This is a genomic window from Mesorhizobium sp. B2-6-1 (genome assembly GCF_006440475.1).
In the GTDB taxonomy this organism is placed as follows: domain Bacteria; phylum Pseudomonadota; class Alphaproteobacteria; order Rhizobiales; family Rhizobiaceae; genus Mesorhizobium.
The window spans coordinates 133,942-152,122 of the sequence record NZ_VFUH01000009.1; the positions used below are offsets into that span (position 1 = coordinate 133,942).

Annotated in this window: 20 protein-coding genes; 10 read left to right on the top strand and 10 right to left on the bottom strand. The window is 63.1% G+C overall.

The features are described 5' to 3' along the window. Window positions 1–63 precede the first annotated feature (63 nt). Window positions 64–507, bottom strand: a complete 444-nt coding sequence (locus FJ443_RS19365; protein ID WP_140494170.1) for a MarR family transcriptional regulator — start codon at window positions 505–507, stop codon at window positions 64–66. A gap of 99 nt (window positions 508–606) precedes the next feature. Here FJ443_RS19365 and hmgA point away from each other — a divergent pair, with 99 nt between their 5' ends. From hmgA to FJ443_RS19380, 3 genes are all read left to right on the top strand, one after another. Continuing rightward, on the top strand, window positions 607–1,920 hold the full coding sequence (hmgA, locus tag FJ443_RS19370; protein WP_140515599.1) for a homogentisate 1,2-dioxygenase: 1,314 nt from the start codon (window positions 607–609) through the stop codon (window positions 1,918–1,920). A 118-nt stretch (window positions 1,921–2,038) separates the two neighbouring features. Further along, on the top strand, window positions 2,039–3,052 hold the full coding sequence (locus tag FJ443_RS19375) for a fumarylacetoacetate hydrolase family protein (RefSeq protein ID WP_140665410.1): 1,014 nt from the start codon (window positions 2,039–2,041) through the stop codon (window positions 3,050–3,052). Between the two features lie 19 nt (window positions 3,053–3,071). Continuing rightward, a complete protein-coding gene (locus FJ443_RS19380; protein WP_140665413.1) occupies window positions 3,072–3,608 on the top strand; it encodes a DinB family protein in 537 nt (178 codons plus the stop codon). Between the two features lie 9 nt (window positions 3,609–3,617). Here the strand turns inward: FJ443_RS19380 and FJ443_RS19385 are convergent, their stop codons facing one another. The 3 genes from FJ443_RS19385 to hppD form a co-directional block, all read right to left on the bottom strand. Continuing rightward, on the bottom strand, window positions 3,618–3,995 hold the full coding sequence (locus tag FJ443_RS19385; protein WP_140494162.1) for a type II toxin-antitoxin system VapC family toxin: 378 nt from the start codon (window positions 3,993–3,995) through the stop codon (window positions 3,618–3,620). After that, window positions 3,992–4,216 carry a type II toxin-antitoxin system prevent-host-death family antitoxin gene (locus tag FJ443_RS19390; RefSeq protein WP_023813589.1) on the bottom strand — a complete coding sequence of 75 codons (225 nt, stop codon included), beginning with the start codon at window positions 4,214–4,216 and terminating at the stop codon, window positions 3,992–3,994. Before FJ443_RS19390 ends, FJ443_RS19385 begins: the two co-directional genes overlap by 4 nt. A gap of 70 nt (window positions 4,217–4,286) precedes the next feature. Next, a complete protein-coding gene (gene hppD, locus FJ443_RS19395) occupies window positions 4,287–5,399 on the bottom strand; it encodes a 4-hydroxyphenylpyruvate dioxygenase (RefSeq protein ID WP_140515607.1) in 1,113 nt (370 codons plus the stop codon). Window positions 5,400–5,537: 138 nt separating this feature from the next. On the opposite strand from hppD, the gene FJ443_RS19400 reads away from it, so the two are divergent. Further along, window positions 5,538–6,005 carry an Lrp/AsnC family transcriptional regulator gene (locus FJ443_RS19400; RefSeq protein WP_140515609.1) on the top strand — a complete coding sequence of 156 codons (468 nt, stop codon included), beginning with the start codon at window positions 5,538–5,540 and terminating at the stop codon, window positions 6,003–6,005. Here the strand turns inward: FJ443_RS19400 and FJ443_RS19405 are convergent. The 4 genes from FJ443_RS19405 to aztA form a co-directional block, all read right to left on the bottom strand. After that, the gene (locus tag FJ443_RS19405) at window positions 6,002–6,340 is read right to left on the bottom strand and encodes a TIGR01244 family sulfur transferase (RefSeq protein ID WP_140494156.1); all 339 of its coding nucleotides are present in this window, start codon (window positions 6,338–6,340) and stop codon (window positions 6,002–6,004) included. The two genes, FJ443_RS19400 and FJ443_RS19405, sit on opposite strands and share 4 nt — an antisense overlap. A 144-nt stretch (window positions 6,341–6,484) precedes the next feature. Next, on the bottom strand, window positions 6,485–7,426 hold the full coding sequence (aztC, locus tag FJ443_RS19410; protein ID WP_140631491.1) for a zinc ABC transporter substrate-binding protein AztC: 942 nt from the start codon (window positions 7,424–7,426) through the stop codon (window positions 6,485–6,487). A gap of 29 nt (window positions 7,427–7,455) precedes the next feature. Beyond that, window positions 7,456–8,331, bottom strand: coding sequence for a zinc ABC transporter permease AztB (aztB, locus tag FJ443_RS19415; RefSeq protein ID WP_140631493.1), 876 nt, complete (start codon window positions 8,329–8,331; stop codon window positions 7,456–7,458). Beyond that, on the bottom strand, window positions 8,331–9,164 hold the full coding sequence (aztA, locus tag FJ443_RS19420; RefSeq protein WP_140494152.1) for a zinc ABC transporter ATP-binding protein AztA: 834 nt from the start codon (window positions 9,162–9,164) through the stop codon (window positions 8,331–8,333). The genes aztB and aztA overlap by 1 nt, the downstream gene beginning before the upstream one ends. 220 nt (window positions 9,165–9,384) lie before the next feature. Between aztA and FJ443_RS19425 the strand changes: the two genes are divergently transcribed. Continuing rightward, on the top strand, window positions 9,385–9,729 hold the full coding sequence (locus FJ443_RS19425; protein ID WP_140631496.1) for a RidA family protein: 345 nt from the start codon (window positions 9,385–9,387) through the stop codon (window positions 9,727–9,729). Between the two features lie 61 nt (window positions 9,730–9,790). Here FJ443_RS19425 and hutC read toward each other — a convergent pair whose 3' ends face one another. Both hutC and FJ443_RS19435 read right to left on the bottom strand, forming a co-directional pair. Then, entirely contained in the window at window positions 9,791–10,537 is a 747-nt protein-coding gene (hutC, locus tag FJ443_RS19430; protein ID WP_140557053.1) for a histidine utilization repressor, read from the bottom strand. 13 nt (window positions 10,538–10,550) lie between these two features. Further along, a complete protein-coding gene (locus tag FJ443_RS19435) occupies window positions 10,551–11,906 on the bottom strand; it encodes a formimidoylglutamate deiminase (RefSeq protein ID WP_140646439.1) in 1,356 nt (451 codons plus the stop codon). Window positions 11,907–12,002: 96 nt separating this feature from the next. Here FJ443_RS19435 and hutI point away from each other — a divergent pair, with 96 nt between their 5' ends. The 5 genes from hutI to FJ443_RS19460 all read left to right on the top strand — a co-directional run bounded on the left by hutI (window position 12,003) and on the right by FJ443_RS19460 (window position 17,962). Further along, window positions 12,003–13,238, top strand: a complete 1,236-nt coding sequence (gene hutI, locus FJ443_RS19440) for an imidazolonepropionase (RefSeq protein WP_140631501.1) — start codon at window positions 12,003–12,005, stop codon at window positions 13,236–13,238. Next, a complete protein-coding gene (gene hutH, locus FJ443_RS19445; RefSeq protein WP_140557048.1) occupies window positions 13,235–14,770 on the top strand; it encodes a histidine ammonia-lyase in 1,536 nt (511 codons plus the stop codon). Before hutI ends, hutH begins: the two co-directional genes overlap by 4 nt. A gap of 70 nt (window positions 14,771–14,840) precedes the next feature. Then, window positions 14,841–15,656 (top strand): N-formylglutamate deformylase, encoded by an 816-nt coding sequence (hutG, locus tag FJ443_RS19450; RefSeq protein ID WP_140494141.1) that lies wholly within the window; start codon window positions 14,841–14,843, stop codon window positions 15,654–15,656. 36 nt (window positions 15,657–15,692) lie between these two features. Then, a complete protein-coding gene (gene hutU / locus FJ443_RS19455; RefSeq protein WP_140521725.1) occupies window positions 15,693–17,363 on the top strand; it encodes a urocanate hydratase in 1,671 nt (556 codons plus the stop codon). Between the two features lie 11 nt (window positions 17,364–17,374). Continuing rightward, window positions 17,375–17,962 carry a HutD family protein gene (locus FJ443_RS19460; protein WP_140557047.1) on the top strand — a complete coding sequence of 196 codons (588 nt, stop codon included), beginning with the start codon at window positions 17,375–17,377 and terminating at the stop codon, window positions 17,960–17,962. Window positions 17,963–18,181: the final 219 nt, after the last annotated feature.

Consider the following 18,181-nt stretch of genomic DNA (forward strand, 5'->3'; position numbering starts at 1 on the left):
AGTCTCTGCTTCAAGGCGCTGTCGCGTCGAGCCACCGTCTCATATTCTATCTGCCGATAGCCGCTATCTCAGACCCAACGCGCTTTCCAATGACGCAACGCCTTTGACGATGGAGGCTTGCTGGTCGGCGCTCAACTGGGCCAGCAGCTCCCGTTCGAAAGCCTTCGCCAGTGGCACCATCTCGCTATAGGCCGCAAGTCCGGCTCTGGTCAGCGCCAGGTGCTCGACGCGGCGATCGTTCTCGTCAGTGGTTCGGATGAGCCAGCGGCGACGCTCAAGCTCCGCCACGGCACGCGAAACCTTTGTCTTGTGCATCGCCGACTGCGCGCCGAGTTCCGTCGCGGTCATTGTGCCGCGCTGGCCAAGCCCCGAAAGCGTACGCCATTCCGGCCGTGTGAGGCCGTGACGCTCCTTGTAGATCCGAGAGAATTCGCGGCTCAGCGCATCGGCCAGCCGATACAGCCGGTAGGGCAGAAAGCTTTCGAGTTCCAGGATTTCGGATTCCATGACCAGCCGTCGAGAAATGCCCGCGCACGGCATTGATAGTTACATTTTGGATGGTTACAAATGAAACCAATTTGGTCAAGCATTCGCGAGGAGGAAGCGATGGCCTTTTCCTACATGCCGGGTTTCGGTAACGATTTCGAAACCGAAAGCCTGCCGGGTTCGCTGCCGCACGGGCGTAATTCACCGCAGCGGCCGGCCTACGGCCTCTATGCCGAGCAGCTCTCCGGTTCGCCCTTCACCGCGCCGCGCGGCACCAATGAGCGCTCCTGGCTTTACCGCATCAGGCCGAGCGTCAGACATACCGGGCGCTTCAAGTCGGTGAGCTATCCCTTCTGGAAAAGTGCGCCCAATGTCGGCGATCATGAGCTGGCGCTCGGCCAGTATCGCTGGAGCCCGGTGCCGATGCCGAAGGAGCCGACCGATTTCATCGCCGGCATGCGCTCGATCACCACCGCCGGCGACGTGCTTGGGCAGACCGGCATGGCGGCGCATGTCTATGTCGCCAACAGGTCGATGGTCGACGACCATTTCTTCAACGCCGACGGCGAGTTGCTGGTGGTGCCGCAGGTAGGCGCCTTGCGCTTCGTCACCGAGATGGGGGTCATCGAGCTCAGGCCCGGCGAGATCGCGGTCCTGCCGCGCGGCCTCGTGTTCAAGGTCGAACTGGTCGATGCCGAAGTGCGCGGCTATGTCTGCGAGAACTACGGCGCCAAGCTGACGATGCCCGACCGCGGCCCGATCGGCGCCAACTGCCTGGCCAATCCGCGCGATTTCAAGACGCCCTGCGCCTGGTTTGAGGAGAAGGAGACGCCCTGCCGGCTGATCGTCAAATGGTGCGGACATTTTCATGTCACGGAAATCGGCCATTCGCCCCTCGATGTGGTGGCGTGGCACGGCAACTATGCACCCTATAAATATGATCTGGCGGCGTTTTCGCCGGTTGGTGCGATCCTCTTTGACCACCCCGATCCGTCGATTTTCACGGTGCTGACGGCGCCGAGCGGCGAGGAGGGCACCGCCAACATCGATTTCGTCATCTTTCCGCCGCGCTGGCTGGTGGCGGAGGATACGTTCCGCCCGCCCTGGTATCACCGCAACATCATGAGCGAGTTCATGGGGCTGATTCACGGCCAGTACGACGCCAAGGAAGAAGGGTTCGTTCCCGGCGGCATCAGTCTGCACAATCTGATGCTGGCCCATGGCCCGGATGCACCTGGCTTCGAAAAGGCCTCGCGCGCGGATCTGAAACCGGTCAAGCTCGACAACACCATGGCCTTCATGTTCGAGACCCGGTTCCCGCAGATGCTGACCCGCTACGCCGCCGAACTCGACACCAGGCAGGACAATTACATCGACTGCTGGGCCGATCTGAAGAAGCGCTTCAATGGCACGCCCGAGGGCGATTGGTCCTGAAGGATCGCTGCCGCCGGAAAACTGCCTTCAGGAAAGTTGAGCCGGCGGCTTGACGATTGCCCATAACAGCCTTGTTGTGGGCCTTGCGGCGCAAGGCCGCGTCAGGAGAGGAAACCGCATGAAGCTTGCCACATTGAAGAACGGGACGCGCGACGGAAAGCTCGTCGTCGTCTCGCGCGATCTTACACGCTTCACTGATGCCTCCTTCCTGGTGCCGACGCTGCAGGCGGCGCTCGACGATTGGCGGCGGATTTCGCCGCATTTGGCCGCAATGGCGGAGTCGCTCGAGAGCAATGCGGTGCCGTCGGCGCGCTTTCACGAACATAATGCCCATTCGCCGCTGCCGCGCGCCTATCAATGGGCTGACGGTTCGGCCTATGTGAACCATGTCGAGCTGGTGCGAAAAGCACGCGGCGCCGAAATGCCGGCAAGCTTCTGGACCGACCCGCTGATCTATCAGGGCGGCTCCGACAGCTTCATCCCGCCGCGAGACCCGATCCGCATGGCCGACGAGGCCTTTGGCATCGACATGGAGGCGGAAGTCGCGGTCGTTGTCGATGATGTGCCGATGGGCGCTGGCCTTGAAAAAGCGCGGGAGGCGATTCGACTGATGATGCTGGTCAACGACGTGACGCTGCGTGCCATTACCGGACCGGAACTCGCCAAGGGGTTCGGCTTCTTTCAATCCAAGCCGTCCTCGGCCTTCTCGCCGGTCGCGGTGACGCCGGACGAGTTGGGCGAGGCCTGGGATGGCGGCAAGGTCAGCCTGCCGCTGCTTGCCGACCTCAACGGCAAACCTTTCGGCCGGGCGAATGCCGGCGTCGACATGACGTTCGATTTCCCCGCGCTCATCGTGCACGCGGCGAAAACACGGCCGCTGGCGGCCGGCACCATCATCGGCTCCGGCACCGTCTCCAACAAGCTCGGCGGTGAGCCTGGCAAACCTGTCTCGGCCGGCGGCGCGGGTTATTCCTGCATCGCCGAACTGCGCATGATCGAGACCATCGAGACAGGCGAGCCGAAGACGCCGTTCCTGCATTTCGGCGACACGGTGCGCATAGAGATGAAGGATAAGGCCGGGCATTCGATCTTCGGCGCCATCGAGCAGACGGTCGAGAAATATGAAGGGTGAGAGCGCAAAAAGTTGAAGGATGAACCTGCTTGATCATCTGCGCCGCATGGCCCGCAACAATCGCTGGTCGAACGACCGGCTCTACCGCGCCGTGCTTATGCTGGGGCCTGGTGAATTCGAAGCCAATCGCATCAGCTTCTTCCCGTCGATAAGGGCGACGCTCAACCACATCCTTGCGGTCGATCTTCTCTATCTCGATTTTCTGGAGCAGGGCGGTATCGGCGCCGCGGTGTACGATGATTTCGTGCCGTTCGATAGCGCAGCCGACTTGTCAGTGGCCCAGATCAAGTTCGACCGCAAGCTGATCACCTTCTGCGATGCCTTGTTGGAAGCCGACCTCGACCGCCATGTCATCACTGACCGGCGTGGAGACGGCATGATCCCGGAAAAGATCGGCGATATCCTCGCCCATGTTTTCCTGCATGACATCCACCATCGCGGCCAGGTGCACGCGATGCTGTCCGGCACGTCGGTCGCGCCGCCGCAACTCGACGAGTTCCTGCTCGATTATGATTTGAAGCTGAGGCAGGAGGAGGTTGGACGGCTGGGTTTGTGAGACCACTGCTTATGTCAGGGCGACGTCGTAGCGGGCGAAATGCGGGTCGGATGTCATGATGGTTAGTTTGTCCATTTGCGCCTGCGCAATCAGTAGTCTGTCGAATGGATCGCCATGGTGGTGGGGTAGGCCGGCGACAGCGTTCGCATGCTGGAAGGTGACGGCGAGCGGCTGAAATTGCATCCTTGGAAGCAGTGTTGGCAGATCATCCGGCGCATCGAGTTTTCTGATTGAGCGCTTGATGGCAATTTCCCAGACGCTTGCCGCGCTGGCGAACACCACCGCTTCCGAAGCCAGGATGGCGCGGTAGTGCTTGCTAAGACGTCGATCGTCCGAAATCGACCAAAGGATGATATGTGTATCGGCGAGAAACGGGCCGATCATCATTTGACGTACTCGTCCCATTCGGGGCCGAGTTCGTCAAAATCGTCCGCAATCCAGATCTTGCCTTTCAACGCGCCGATACGCGGCAAGGGTTCCGCCGCTGCCGGAGGCACGATACGCGCAGCCACCTTGCCGTGGCGCGTGAGTACAATCTCTTCACCGGCTTCCGCGCGGCTGACGAGTTCCGACAATTTGGCCTTGGCCTCGGCGATGGAAACATTCATGGCTCGATCCTTTGTGACCATAATTTAGGTCATAATTTATCGAACCGCAAGCCGCCTGGTCGGGATCGATCTACTCCGCGGCCTGCACCTTGATCACGCCGCGCTTGATCTGGTCCTGCTCGATCGATTCGAACAGTGCGCGGAAATTGCCTTCGCCAAAGCCTTCGTCGCCTTTGCGCTGGATGAATTCGAAGAAGATCGGTCCGATCACGGTCTTGGAGAAGATCTGCAAGAGGATCTTCGTCGTGCCGCCGTCGACCACGCCTTCACCGTCGATCAAAATGCCATGCTTCTTCATGCGCTCGATCGGCTCGTCATGGCCGTTCACGCGTGCATGCGACATCTCGTAATAGGTCTCCGGCGGGCCGGGCATGAATTTCAGCCCATTGGCGGCAAGCTTGTCGGTGGCCTCGTAGATCGCGTCGGTGCCCACCGCTATGTGCTGGATGCCCTCGCCATTGTACTTCTTCAGATATTCGGCGATCTGGCTGGTGTCGTCCTTGGACTCGTTGAGCGGAATGCGGATCTTGCCGCAGGGCGAGGTGATCGCCCGGCTGACCAGCCCGGTGATCTTGCCGTCGATGTCGAAGAAATGGATCTGCTTGAAGCCAAACAGGTCGCGGTAGAAATCCCACCATTTGTCCATGTTGCCGCGGTAGACATTATGCGTGAGGTGGTCGAGGAAATAGAAGCCGACGCCTTCCGGCCTGGGGTCGCGTTTGCCCAGCCATTCGAATTCGGCATCATAGGCCGAACCCCTCTCGCCATAGGTTTCGATGAAGTAGAGCAGCGAGCCGCCGATGCCAACGATCGCCGGCACGTCAAGCGTCTTGTCGGCGCCTTCGTAAGGCGTGGCTCCTTTCGATACCGCGTGTTCGAAGGCATGCTTGGCGTCCACGACCCGCCACGCCATCGAGGAGGCGCATGGGCCATGCTTGTCGACGAACTTCATCGCATGCGAGCTGGGCTCGGCGTTGACGACATAGTTGATGTCGCCTTGCCGCCAGACAGTGATGTCCTTGGTGCGATGCCTGGCCACGGCTACGTAGCCCATGCGGGTGAACAACTCGGCCAGCTTCCGCGGCTCCGGATGCGCGAATTCGACGAACTCGAAACCGTCGGTGCCGGCAGGGTTGGTCTTGCTGATCTTGGCGGGCGGGGCGTCGTGCGGGAAGGGACCCATGATAATCCTCCGGAAGCTGGCTTGGCCTGGATGGGCCATCTCAACTCATCATAGCGCGGGCAGGTCGCACGGTGCTTGCATTCAAACGCTTGAAATGTTTATATGATGCATGAAATGTGCATGGTTTTTGGAAGTATCATGAATGATGCGCGTCTTGATCAGTTTGATCGCAAGATATTGGCGCTGTTGCAGTGTGACGCACGGCTCACCAACAACGACCTTTCGGAGCGGGTGAACCTCTCGGCCTCGCAATGCTCGCGCCGCCGCCAGCGGCTTGAGGAGGACGGCTATATCAAGGGCTATCGCGCCGTGCTTGACCGCGACCGGCTGGGCTTTTCGCTGGTCAACGTCATCTCGGTGACCTTGGCCACTCACAACCGCGACAATGCGCGGCGCTTCGGCGAACTGGTGGCGCGGCTGCCCGAAGTGCAGGAGGCGCACGCGCTGACCGGCGAAATGGATTATATCCTGAAGGTGGTTACGCCCGACCTGAAATCATTGTCGGAGTTCGTCAATGGCGTGCTCTTGCCGCACGAATCCGTGCAGCACGTCAAGACGGCGATTGTGCTCGAGACGCTCAAGGAGACGGGCGCGCTGCCAATCTAACCCTTCGACTGCTGAATCAGCCCATAGAGATTGGTGCAGCGGGCGCCGGAACGGCAGTAGGCGAACACCGGGCCTTCCAGCTCGTCGAGCGCTTGTCCCTGGTCCTCGACATTCTCCGCGGTGATCTGGCCGCTGATGACGGGAATGTAGCGGAAGGCCAGCCCGGCAGCCTCGACTGCGGCCTTGAGCGTGTCGGCCGAAGGCTGGCCGGGCTGCTCGTCGTCCGGCCGGTTGCAGATCACGCTCTTGAAGCCTGCTGCCTTGATGGCGGCGACGTCCTCGGGCTGGATCTGGCCCGAGACCGAATAGTCCTCGCTGATCTCGCGGTATTCCATTGTGGTGTCCTCGCAATCTGGTTGGGCAGTCTTGCCACTCCCCGGCACGGCCGGCAATCCACGCCGAGGGATTTCTCTGCCAAATAGCGAGTGCTGACCGGAAAATCCAACCGGGCCGCGAGGGCCCGGTTGGGTCGGAGCGGCTCAACTGCCGAGGATCGCGCCTTTGATCTGCGTGATGTTGTTGTGCATCATGTCGACATAGGTCGAGGCCGGGCCGTCGGGCTGCGACAGCGCGTCGGAATAGAGCGTGCCGCCGACCTTGATGCCGGTCTCGCTGGCGATCTGCTCGATCAGGCGCGGATTGGTGATGTTCTCGACGAAGATCGCCGCCGCTTTGTCCTGCTTGACCTGCTCGACCAGCTTGGCGACGTCGGCGGCCGACGGTTCGGAGTCCGTCGAGACGCCCTCCGGCGCTAGGAAGGTCAGGCCGTATTCGTGCTCGAAATAGCCGAACGCGTCATGCGAGGTGATGACAACGCGTTTTGCCTCGGGAATGGACTGGATCGCCGCCTTCACTTCACCTTCGAGCGCGTCGAGCTTCTTTGTGTAAGCCGCGGCGTTGGTCTGGTAGCTGACGCAGCCATCATTGTCGGCCGCACAGAACGCCTCGGCAATGTTCTTCACATAGATCTTGGCGTTGGCGATCGACTGGAAGGCATGTGGGTCGGTGACCGTCTTGCCGCCGCCGGTACCCGCGCCCTCCGCCGCGTCCGCATCGGCGAATTCCGGTTTGAAGTCGATCGCCGCCACGCCCTTGGTCAGGGTGACGATCGAGGCCTTGGTGGCGCTGGCATCGACCAGCCGCTGTAGAAAGCCCTCGAAATGCAGGCCGTTGACCAGCACCAGATCGGCGCCCGCCATGGCGACCGCATCAGCCGGGCTCGGCTCGTAGACATGCGCATCGCCGTCGGGTCCCACGATGGTGGTGATGTTGACGCGGTCGCCGCCAACATTCCTGGCGAAATCGGCAATGACGGTAAAACTTGCGACCACTTTCAAGGGCGCCGCAAAGGCCGACGACGCGTCGAGAGCAGTTAATGTTATAACGCTCATCGTAAGGGCGGCGCGGATCGATTTCAACATGGGCGGTCTCCTTGGAGGCTGGGGATGGATCAGGCCGTCCGATGACGGTGATGGACGATGCGGGCGCGCAGCGCGCCGCGTGTGCCGAACAAGATCGAGGCGAAATAGACGACGCCTGCCGACAGGATGATCGCCGGGCCTGAGGGCAGCGAGGCGTGGTAGGACAGAAGCAGTCCGGCGATGCAGGAGGCAAAGCCGATCAGCACGGCCAGCACGCACATCGGTTCGACGCGCACGGTCCAGAAACGGGCCGCGGCGGCCGGCAGCATCATCAGCCCGACCGATAGAAGCGTGCCCAGCGCCTGGAAGCCGCCAACGAGGTTGAGCACGACGAGGCCGAGGAAAATGAAATGCACCGGACTGCCCCACCGGCTGACCGAGCGCAGGAATAGCGGGTCGAGGCATTCGGCGACCAAGGCCCGCCAGAAGATGGCAAGGCTGGCGAGCGTCACCAGCACGATGCCGCCGATCAGCGTCAGCGCTTCATCGTTGAGCGCCAGCACCGTACCGAACAGCACATGCATGAGGTCGACGCTGGAGCCGCGGACCGAAACCATCAGCACGCCGACGGCGAGCGAAATCAGATAGAAGGCGGCCATCGAGGCGTCTTCGCGCTGGATGGTGAATCGCGAGACGGCGCCCGCGCCGAGTGCAACGACGATGCCGGCGATCAGGCCGCCAATGGTCATCGGCAGGATTTCCAGCCCGTAAAGCAGGAAGCCGGCGGCGGCGCCCGGCAGGATCGCGTGCGCCATGGCGTCGCCCGAGAGGCTCATGCGCCGCAACATCAGGAACACGCCGACCGGACAGGCGCCGAGCGACAGCATCAGCGAGCCGAACAGCGCCCGCTGCATGAAGGCGAAATCGGCGAAAGGCGCGATGAAGAGTTCGTAGAATACGTTCATCATGCAGCCCTTGGTCCGGCGCCATGATGGTGGTGACGATCCTGTGCATGGGCAGGCTCATCATGATTGTGATCATGTCCGTCATGGTCATGATCGGGTCCGCCCGGCTCGCACCATGGCGCGTTCTCTTCCCACGCTTCATGGAAGCGCCTGGCCCGCAGGAGATTCTCAGGCCGCAGCGTCTCCTTCGTCTCGCCCCAGGCGACAGGCTGGCGGGCCAGCAGCAGCGTTTCGGGAAAATTCTGCCGGACAAGGTCGAGGTCGTGGACGACGACCATGATTGTGCGTTCCTCGCCATGCCAGCGCTTGATCAGCGCAATAAGATCGCCCATCGTCTTTGCATCGACGGCGTTGAACGGCTCGTCGAGCAGGATGAGATCCGCATCCTGCAACAGCACGCGGGCAAACAAGGTGCGCTGCAACTGGCCGCCCGACAGCGTGTCGATCGGGCGGGTCTCGAAGCCGCCAAGGCCGACCGCCATCAACGCCTCGCTGACGGATTGGCGATCCTCCTTGGTATGGCGGCCGAGCAGCCCGCGTTTCGGCCACAGGCCGAGCGAGACCAGGTCGACGACCCGGGCCGGAAAGCTGCGGTCGAGTTCCGATTGCTGCGGCAGATAGGCGGCGCGCACGCCTGGCGCCCGTGTCACCGCGCCGGCCATCGGCTTCAGCACGCCTACGATACCCTTCATCAACGTCGACTTGCCCGAGCCATTGGCGCCAACGACGGCGGTCAGCGAGCCTTTGCGTATGATGCCGTCCAGATGATGGATCGCCGGATGGCTGTTATAGCCAAGCGTCAGGTCACGGAATGTCAGGCAGGTTTCGGTCATTTGACGGTCCGTGGGGCGGTAGTGCGGCTGCCGGGCAGCGCCGATTGGATATGTGATGTTATTACATTAGTCAACAAGCCAATCGAGCGGAATTGTGGCTGCCGGCTCAACTTGCCGTGACTCTCCGGCGCCGCTGGTCCAAGGGGATTTGGAACGCTCGGCCTTGCCCGAAGCCGGTGCCAACTTTAAAGAGGCGCGATCACAAAGGAAGGAAACTCCCATGAGCATTCGTCGCATCGATGTTGGCCCACGCATGAGCCAGATCGTCATTCACGGCAATACCGTCTATCTGGCCGGCCAGGTTGGGGAGCCGGGCGGTAATGTCGCCTCGCAGACCCGCGATATTCTGGCGACGATCGACGAATTGTTGGCCAAGGCCGGCACCGACAAGACCAAGATCGTCCAGGCGATCATCTGGCTGGCCGACATGGGTACTTTCGCCGAGATGAACTCGGAATGGGACAAGTGGGTGCCCCAGGGCCACACGCCCGTTCGCGCCACCGGCGAAGCCAAGCTCGCCGGTCCGGAATATCTGGTCGAGATCATTATCACCGCGGCGATCTGAGGCGCTGCGCTTTCCCTTCTCCCCTTCCTTGCGAGGCAAAAAGGGGAGAAGGGAAGAGATGCTATCCGTGTGACGGCGTGAATCTTGCCACCAACGTGTGGCTCTCGGCTGCATAGGTGAAGCGCACATGGGTGACCGGGTGCTCGGCACTCCATGTCCGGCGCTCGACCACAAGACAGGCCGCACCAAGGCCGATGTCGAGGGCATCGGCAACACGCTCGTCGGCGGCAACAGCACGAATGCGATGCTCGGCCTCGCTCCACGGCACACGGCCGATCAGCCACGGGCCCGGTGCAATGTCGAGGAACTCTTCCTCGCCGGCTTCCGTGACGGCGGAGAGATTGATCAGCCGCTCTTCGAGCGCGAACGGCCGCTCTCCGGCGAAATGCAGGCATTCCAGCGATAGTACCCAACCCGAGGCAGAAAGCCCGAGCAGCGACCGGTCTTGCGCGCTGCTGCGCCGCTTCAGGCGCGCCAGCCGCTCATAGCGATAGGGCAGGCCGAGCGCTTCGACCTCGATCCTGATGTCGTGGATTTCCAGCACCGCCGCTTGCGATTGCGGCTGACGCACGAAGCTGCCTGAGCGCCGGCGGCGTTCGATCAGTCCTGACTTGGCAAGCTGCGACAGCGCCTTGTTCACCGTCATGCGCGAGCAATCATATTCGGCCGTCAGCTCGTGCTCGAACGGGATGCGATGCCCCGGCGCCCAGGCGCCGGACAGGATTTTCTCGCTTATGTCCGACAGGATGCGCTGATGCAGCGACACCGTCTCGCCGCCCTCCGTCTCCGCTGTCGCCACCATGCTCATGGGCTGTCCCTGATCAGCCTGCCGAAAGCGCGGTCATGACATTGCGGAAACACGCCGCGATGGCGTCGCGCCTGGCGTGCCTGCCGCCGCTGACTTGCTTTTGGCCGTGCACCCAGACGCAATCGACCTTGGTGCCGTTGGCGAAGATCCAGGCGTCGAGGATCGCGTCTCCGGTCTTGCCGGCAAGCGAAGCCTGGCTGTGGTCGAGCGATACGAGGTCGGCGGATGCGCCAATGGCGATCCGCGAGGCGCCGGCGCCAAGGGCGACGCTGCCGCCGTCAAGCGCTGCGTCGAACAGCGCGCGGCCGGTCGAGCCGCCGGCGACCGCCAGCACGTTGCGGGCGCGGTGGGCAAGACGCTGCGAATATTCGAGTTGCCGAAGTTCGTCCGGCAGCCCGATCAGCACGTTGGAATCGGAGCCGACGCCGAAGCGGCCGCCATGTTGCGCGAACAGCGGCGCCGCAAAAATGCCATCGCCGAGATTGGCTTCGGTGATCGGGCACAGCCCAGCGATCGCGCCGCTTTTTGCCATCGCCATGGTCTCGGCATCGGTCATATGGGTGGCATGGATCAGGCACCAGCGCCGGTCGACATTGGCATGGCCAAGCAGAAACTCGACCGGACGCGCCCCCGACCAGGCAATGCAGTCCTCGACCTCCTTCACTTGTTCCGCGACGTGGATGTGGATCGGTCCGTCCGGCGCCATCGCAGCGACTTGTCGCAACTCCTCGACCGTCGCGGCACGCAAACTATGGGGGGCGACGCCGATGACCGCTTGATTCAAGGCGCGAACGCATTCGCGACTTTTCTCAACCAGGCGTGAGAACCGGTTAACATCATTGAGAAATCTGCGCTGACCTTCGTTGGGAGCCGCGCCGCCGAAAGAAGAGTGTGCATAGAAGACCGGCAGCAGCGTCAAGCCTATGCCGGTTTCTGCGGCGGCGGCCGCGATGCGCTCGGCCATTTCGGCAATGTTGGCGTAGGGCTTTCCGTCGCGGTCGTGATGCAGATAATGAAATTCGCCCACACGCGAAAAGCCGGCCTCCAGCATCTCGACATAGAGCTGGGCGGCGACCGCCTCGACCTGGTCGGGCGTCATCGACAGCGCGAAACGGTACATCACCTCGCGCCAACTCCAGAAACTGTCGGCCGACGGGCCGCGCAACTCGGCAAGTCCGGCCATGCCGCGCTGGAACGCGTGGCTATGCAGGTTGGGCATGCCCGGCAGGACGATGGCGTGGCGTTCGTCGCCGGTGTTCGGCGCAACCCCGGCGTCGATTGCCGCAACGCGGCCTCCGCCCAGGGCGATGCGCACATTGCTTCGCCAGCCTTCCGGCAGAAGCGCCTGTTCCGCAAAGATCGCCGTCACGTTGTTCTCCGAATCCTGGCTTATGATGACAATAGCACTTGCGGTGCTTTTTAATATGTATATACATAAACGCCATCCTTTCAAAGGGAAAATATGATGGCTGGAGAAAGCAGAGGCCGGGCGGCGGCGGTTCGCATATGGCGCAATGCGCGCCTGGCGACTTTTGCCGAAGGGGCAGCAGGGCAGGGCGTCGTCGAAAAGGGCGCCGTCGCCGCGCGTGACGGCACCATCGTCTATGCCGGCGCCGAAGCCGATATTCCGGCGGCGTTCGAGCAGCGTGCCGAGATCGTCGATTGCGAGGGCCGCTGGATCACGCCCGGCCTGATCGACTGCCACACCCATCTCGTCCATGCCGGCGACCGCGCCAACGAGTTCGAGATGCGGCTGGCAGGCGCCACCTATGAGGAGGTCGCCAAGGCCGGCGGCGGCATCGTCTCGTCGGTCAGGGCCTTGCGTGCCGCGGGTGAGGACGAACTGGTCGCTCAGACACTGCCGCGTCTGGATGCGCTGATCGCCGAGGGTGCTACCACCGTCGAGGTCAAGTCCGGCTATGGCCTTGACCTGGAAAACGAGAAAAAGTCGCTGCGCGCGGCGCGCCGCCTGGGCGCCGAGCGCCCGGTGACGATCCGCACGACCTTTCTCGGCGCCCATGCCTTGCCGCCGGAAGCCAAGGGCGACAAGGACGCCTTTATCGATCTCATGGCCGCCACGATCCTGCCGGCCATCGCTGCCGACGGGCTTGCCGACGCCGTCGATGGTTTCTGCGAAGGCATCGCGTTTTCGGTCGAGCAGATGGCACGGGTCTTCGAAGCCGCAAAGGCGCTTGGCCTGCCGGTAAAGCTCCATGCCGACCAATTGTCGAACCTGCATGGCGCCGAGCTTGCCGCGCGCTATGGCGCGCTGTCGGCAGATCATCTCGAATACACCGATGAGGCAGGCGCGGCGGCAATGGCTGCATCGGGCAGCGTGGCGACGATCCTGCCCGGCGCTTACTATTTTATTCGCGAGACGAAGAAACCTCCGATCGAATTATTCCGCAGGCATGACGTCAGGATGGCCGTCGCCACCGACAACAATCCCGGCACCTCGCCGCTGACGTCGTTGCTGCTGACCATGAACATGGCGGCGACCTTGTTCGGCATGACGGTCGATGAATGCCTCGCGGGCGTGACCCGCGAAGCCGCCCGCGCACTGGGTCTGCTCGGACAGACCGGCACGCTGGAGGCGGGCAAATCCGCCGATCTAGCGATCTGGAGCATCGAGCGCCCTGCCGAACTCGTCTACCGCATGGGCTTCAACCCCTTGCACGCGCGCATCTGGAGAGGACAATGACCGAACTCGTACTGAAACCCGGCAACGTGACCCTGGCCGACTGGCGCGCCATCTATCGCGGCGCCGTGCCCAGGCTCGACGATGCCTGCCGGCCAAAGATCAAGGCGAGTGCGGAGGCTGTCGCACGCATCGTCGCCAAGGGCGAGCCGGTCTATGGCATCAACACCGGTTTCGGCAAACTGGCCAGCGTCCGCATTCCTGCCCAGGATCTCGAAACGCTTCAGCGTAACATCGTGCTCTCGCACGCCGCCGGCGTCGGCGAGCCGATGCCGGTCGCTGTTTGCAGGCTGATGATGGCCTTGAAGCTTGCCAGCCTGGCGCAGGGCGCCTCCGGCGTGCGGTCGCGCACCATCGAGCTGCTGGAAGCGATGCTGGCCAACGATGTCATCCCGGTGGTGCCGGCGCAAGGTTCGGTCGGCGCCTCCGGCGACCTCGCGCCGCTGTCACACATGACGGCCGTGATGATCGGCGTCGGCGAATGCTTCACGCCGCATGGCCGCTTCCCGGCCAAGGTCGCCTTCGTCTCGCATGGGCTGGAGCCTGTCATCCTTGGCGCCAAGGAAGGGCTGGCGCTGCTTAACGGCACGCAGTTCTCGACCGCCTACGCGCTGGCGGGCTTGTTCGAGGCCGAAGTTCTCTACCAGTCGGCACTGGTCGCGGGTGCACTGTCCACCGACGCCGCCAGGGGCTCGGACGCCCCCTTCGATCCGCGCATCCATCTCTTGAGGAAGCATCGCGGCCAGATCGAGACGGCGAATGCGCTGCGCAGTCTGATGGCCGGCAGCGCCATCCGCGAATCCCACCGCGTCGGCGACGAGCGCGTGCAGGATCCCTATTGCCTGCGCTGCCAGCCGCAGGTGATGGGGGCCGCTCTGGACGTGTTGCGCAAGGCGGCCGACACGCTCGGCACGGAAGCCAATGGCGTCACCGACAATCCCTTGATCTTCGCCGAGGACGACACCGCCTTGTCGGGCGGCAATTTCCATGCCGAGCCGGTGGCTTTCGCTGCCGACATGATCGCACTCGCCGTCTGCGAGATCGGCTCGCTGTCGGAGCGCCGCATCGCCATGCTGGTCGACCCTGCGCTGTCGGGCATGCCCGCCTTTTTGACGCCGAAGCCCGGCCTGAATTCCGGCTTCATGATCCCGCAGGTGACGGCGGCAGCGCTGGTTTCCGAAAACAAGCAGAAGGCCTATCCAGCAAGCGTCGATTCGATCCCGACCTCGGCCAACCAGGAGGATCACGTCTCGATGGCCGCACATGGTGCGCGCCGGCTGATCGGCATGGTCGAGAACGCCACGGCCGTCATCGGCATCGAGTTGCTGGCCGCGACCCAGGGCTGCGATTTCCACGCGCCGCTCGCTTCCAGCACCGCACTCGAAGCGGTGCGCAAATTGGTCAGGGCGGAGGTGCCGCATCTCGACAACGACCGGCATTTCCATCCCGACATGGAGAAAGCCATCGCCATGGTGCGCAGCGGTGCAGCGGTGAAGGCGGCGAGCGCGGTGGCGCTGCCGGGAATTGCCTCATGAGAATGCTTGGCATGGTAGGTTACGTTCCTTCTCATCCCAGCCGTAGAGCTCCAACCTGCGGAGGCCTCGCATGACACCTCCTTGGCTGACGGTAAAACAAGGCACCGCGCCGCTGCTGGTTTCCATGCCGCACACCGGCATCGATCTCGCCGGTCTCGACAACCGGCTGGTCTCGAGCTGGCTTGGCCAGCGCGACTGCGACTGGTGGATCGACAAGCTCTATGATTTCGCCGCAGGTCTTGGCGCCACCGTCGTGCACACCGCCATCTCGCGCACCGTCATCGACGTCAATCGCGATCCGTCAGGCGCCTCGCTCTACCCTGGTCAGGCGACGACCGGGCTGTGCCCGACCGAAACCTTCGACGGCGATCCGCTCTACCGTACAGGCGAGGAACCGGGGCCGTCGGAAATCGACGAGCGCCGCCGAAAATTCTTCATGCCCTATCATGCCGCGCTCCAGGCCGAGATCGACCGGCTGCGCGGATTGCATGGCAAAATCGTCCTCTATGACTGCCACTCGATCCGCTCTGTGCTGCCGCGCCTGTTCGATGGCACGCTGCCGGTCTTCAATCTCGGCACCAATGACGGCAAGAGCACGGATCCGGCGCTGCAGGAAAAGGTCGCCGGGATCCTGGCCGAGACCGGCGAGACCTTCGTGGTCAATGGCCGCTTCAAGGGCGGATGGATCACGCGCCATTTCGGCCAGCCGCAAAACGGCGTCCATGCGCTGCAGATGGAACTGTCCAACCGCGGCTACATGCGAGAGCCCGAAGGCAAGGGCGCGCCCGACAACTGGCCGGTGCCTTACGACGCCGCCTTCGCCGCGCCGATCCGCGCCACGCTGACATCCATCCTCGAGACCGCGATTTCGTGGGTCGAGAGCTGACGCCTCGCCGCACTCATCTGAAAGGGAAGTGACGACATGACCGATCCTCGCCACAACATCCGCGAAGTGCGCAGCCCCCGCGGCGACAAGCTCAATGCCAGGTATTGGACGACCGAAGCGCCGCTGCGCATGCTGATGAACAATCTCGATCCCGATGTCGCCGAAAATCCCAACGAACTGGTCGTCTATGGCGGCATCGGCCGGGCGGCGCGCACCTGGAACGATTTCGACCGCATCGCCGCTTCGCTGAAGACGCTTGGCGAGGACGAGACGCTGCTGGTGCAGTCCGGCAAGCCGGTCGGCGTCTTCCGCACTCATCCCGACGCGCCGCGCGTTTTGATCGCCAACTCCAATCTGGTGCCGCATTGGGCGACCTGGGAGAAATTCAACGAGCTCGATAGGAAAGGCCTGATGATGTACGGCCAGATGACGGCCGGCTCGTGGATCTATATCGGCACGCAAGGCATCGTGCAGGGCACCTACGAGACCTTCGTCGAAGCCGGACGCCAGCACTATGGCGGCGATCTCAGGGGCAAATGGATCCTGACTGGCGGCCTCGGCGGCATGGGGGGCGCCCAGCCTCTCGCGGCCGTCATGGCCGGCGCCTGCTGCCTGGCCGTCGAATGCGATCCCGACCGCATCGATTTCCGGCTGCGCACCCGCTATGTCGACGAGCGTGCCGATACGCTTGACGAGGCGCTGGAGAAGATCGCGCGCTGGACCAGGGCAGGCGAGGCGAAGTCGGTCGGCCTGGTCGGCAACACCGCCGATATCGTGCCCGAGCTGGTGCGGCGCGGCGTGCGCCCCGATATGGTCACCGACCAGACTTCGGCGCACGATCCGTTGAACGGCTATCTGCCCAAGGGCTGGACGCTGGCCGAGTGGCGCGAGAAGCGCACGTCCGACCCGAAAGCAGTCGAGAAAGCCGCCCGCGCCTCGATGCGCGAGCATGTCGAGGCGATGGTGGCCTTCTGGAACGCCGGCGTGCCGACGCTCGACTACGGCAACAACATCCGCCAGGTCGCCAAGGAAGAAGGCTTCGAGAACGCCTTTGCCTTCCCAGGCTTCGTGCCGGCCTATATCCGGCCGCTGTTCTGCCGCGGCATCGGCCCCTTCCGCTGGGCGGCCCTTTCCGGCGATCCGCAGGACATCTACAAGACCGACGCCAAGGTGCGCGAACTGACGCCCGGCAACACCCATTTGCACAACTGGCTGGACATGGCGCGCGAGCGCATCGCCTTCCAGGGCTTGCCGGCGCGCATCTGCTGGGTCGGCCTCGGCGACCGCCACCGGCTGGGCCTCGCCTTCAACGAGATGGTCGCCAAAGGCGAACTCAAGGCGCCTGTCGTCATCGGCCGCGACCATCTCGATTCCGGCTCGGTCGCCTCGCCGAACCGCGAGACAGAGGCGATGAAGGACGGCTCGGATGCGGTTTCCGACTGGCCGCTGCTCAACGCCTTGCTCAACACGGCATCGGGCGCTACCTGGGTGTCGCTGCACCATGGCGGCGGTGTCGGCATGGGCTTTTCCCAGCATGCAGGCATGGTCATCGTCGCGGACGGCACGCCTGAGGCAGCCAGGCGCCTGGAGCGGGTGCTGTGGAATGATCCGGCGACCGGCGTCATGAGGCACGCCGACGCCGGCTACGACATCGCCATCGATTGCGCCAGGGAGCATCAGCTCAATTTGCCCGGCATTCTGGGATAGTAGGCCGACCGATGCGCGTCCTGCGGGCAGCCGAATACAAATCGATGCCGTGGAAGAACGGCGGCGGCGTGACGACGGAAATCGCCGTCTCGCCGGCCGATGCCGGGCTCGACACCTTCGATTGGCGTGTCTCGATGGCCCGCGTCGAAGGCAGCGGGCCGTTCTCCAGCTTTGCCGGCATTGACCGCACCCTGTCGGTATTGGAAGGCGAGGGGATCGTTCTTGATGTCGCCGGCCAGCCGCCGGCGCGCCTGACCGCCGCTTCAGCCCCGCTTTCCTTTCCGGCCGACCGGCCGACCAGTGCCGAACTGATCGCCGGCCCGATCACCGATCTCAACGTAATGACCCGTCGCGGCCGCATGAGGCATTCCGTCGAACGCCTCGTAATCTCGAACCCTTTGGAAATCGGAACTGAAAGCCGCGCGACCCTCGTCCTGTGTCTGGGTGGGGAGTTCGTGGTTGCCGCCGCTGAGCCTGTTCGCCTTGGCCACCTCGACGCGCTCCTGACTGCCTCAGCCACAACTGGCCTGCGCATCCAGCCGATCGACGACACGACAGTATTCGTGGTCCGGATCGATGGCATTCGAGCCAACGATTAACGCTTGTTTCCAAACATGATCGCGATGCCGGCGAAATATAGGGTAAGCTCCAGCCGGGATCACGAAAAAGCCTGAATCCTTTCCGTCGATCGGTCTCGGCGGGAGTGAGAGGCGTTCGTCTTTGAAACGGTCGAAAAGACGATGCCTTGTCGTGGTGCGGAAACAATTTTCGGCAAAAGCTGGGCATGCAACCAATTGCATTTGAATCGGTTTTAGGGC

What these genes read in the sequence shown, in the direction of transcription:
- FJ443_RS19365 (WP_140494170.1), bottom strand. Translation starts at nt 507, where the DNA reads ATGGAATCCGAAATCCTGGAACTCGAAAGCTTTCTGCCCTACCGGCTG.
- FJ443_RS19390 (WP_023813589.1), bottom strand. Translation starts at nt 4,216, where the DNA reads ATGAATGTTTCCATCGCCGAGGCCAAGGCCAAATTGTCGGAACTCGTC.
- hutG (WP_140494141.1), top strand. Translation starts at nt 14,841, where the DNA reads ATGACACCTCCTTGGCTGACGGTAAAACAAGGCACCGCGCCGCTGCTG.
- hppD (WP_140515607.1), bottom strand. Translation starts at nt 5,399, where the DNA reads ATGGGTCCCTTCCCGCACGACGCCCCGCCCGCCAAGATCAGCAAGACC.
- FJ443_RS19375 (WP_140665410.1), top strand. Translation starts at nt 2,039, where the DNA reads ATGAAGCTTGCCACATTGAAGAACGGGACGCGCGACGGAAAGCTCGTC.
- aztC (WP_140631491.1), bottom strand. Translation starts at nt 7,426, where the DNA reads ATGTTGAAATCGATCCGCGCCGCCCTTACGATGAGCGTTATAACATTA.
- FJ443_RS19385 (WP_140494162.1), bottom strand. Translation starts at nt 3,995, where the DNA reads ATGATGATCGGCCCGTTTCTCGCCGATACACATATCATCCTTTGGTCG.
- FJ443_RS19425 (WP_140631496.1), top strand. Translation starts at nt 9,385, where the DNA reads ATGAGCATTCGTCGCATCGATGTTGGCCCACGCATGAGCCAGATCGTC.
- FJ443_RS19460 (WP_140557047.1), top strand. Translation starts at nt 17,375, where the DNA reads ATGCGCGTCCTGCGGGCAGCCGAATACAAATCGATGCCGTGGAAGAAC.
- FJ443_RS19405 (WP_140494156.1), bottom strand. Translation starts at nt 6,340, where the DNA reads ATGGAATACCGCGAGATCAGCGAGGACTATTCGGTCTCGGGCCAGATC.
- aztA (WP_140494152.1), bottom strand. Translation starts at nt 9,164, where the DNA reads ATGACCGAAACCTGCCTGACATTCCGTGACCTGACGCTTGGCTATAAC.
- hutI (WP_140631501.1), top strand. Translation starts at nt 12,003, where the DNA reads ATGGCTGGAGAAAGCAGAGGCCGGGCGGCGGCGGTTCGCATATGGCGC.
- hutH (WP_140557048.1), top strand. Translation starts at nt 13,235, where the DNA reads ATGACCGAACTCGTACTGAAACCCGGCAACGTGACCCTGGCCGACTGG.
- aztB (WP_140631493.1), bottom strand. Translation starts at nt 8,331, where the DNA reads ATGAACGTATTCTACGAACTCTTCATCGCGCCTTTCGCCGATTTCGCC.
- FJ443_RS19380 (WP_140665413.1), top strand. Translation starts at nt 3,072, where the DNA reads ATGAACCTGCTTGATCATCTGCGCCGCATGGCCCGCAACAATCGCTGG.
- FJ443_RS19400 (WP_140515609.1), top strand. Translation starts at nt 5,538, where the DNA reads ATGAATGATGCGCGTCTTGATCAGTTTGATCGCAAGATATTGGCGCTG.
- hutU (WP_140521725.1), top strand. Translation starts at nt 15,693, where the DNA reads ATGACCGATCCTCGCCACAACATCCGCGAAGTGCGCAGCCCCCGCGGC.
- hutC (WP_140557053.1), bottom strand. Translation starts at nt 10,537, where the DNA reads ATGAGCATGGTGGCGACAGCGGAGACGGAGGGCGGCGAGACGGTGTCG.
- hmgA (WP_140515599.1), top strand. Translation starts at nt 607, where the DNA reads ATGGCCTTTTCCTACATGCCGGGTTTCGGTAACGATTTCGAAACCGAA.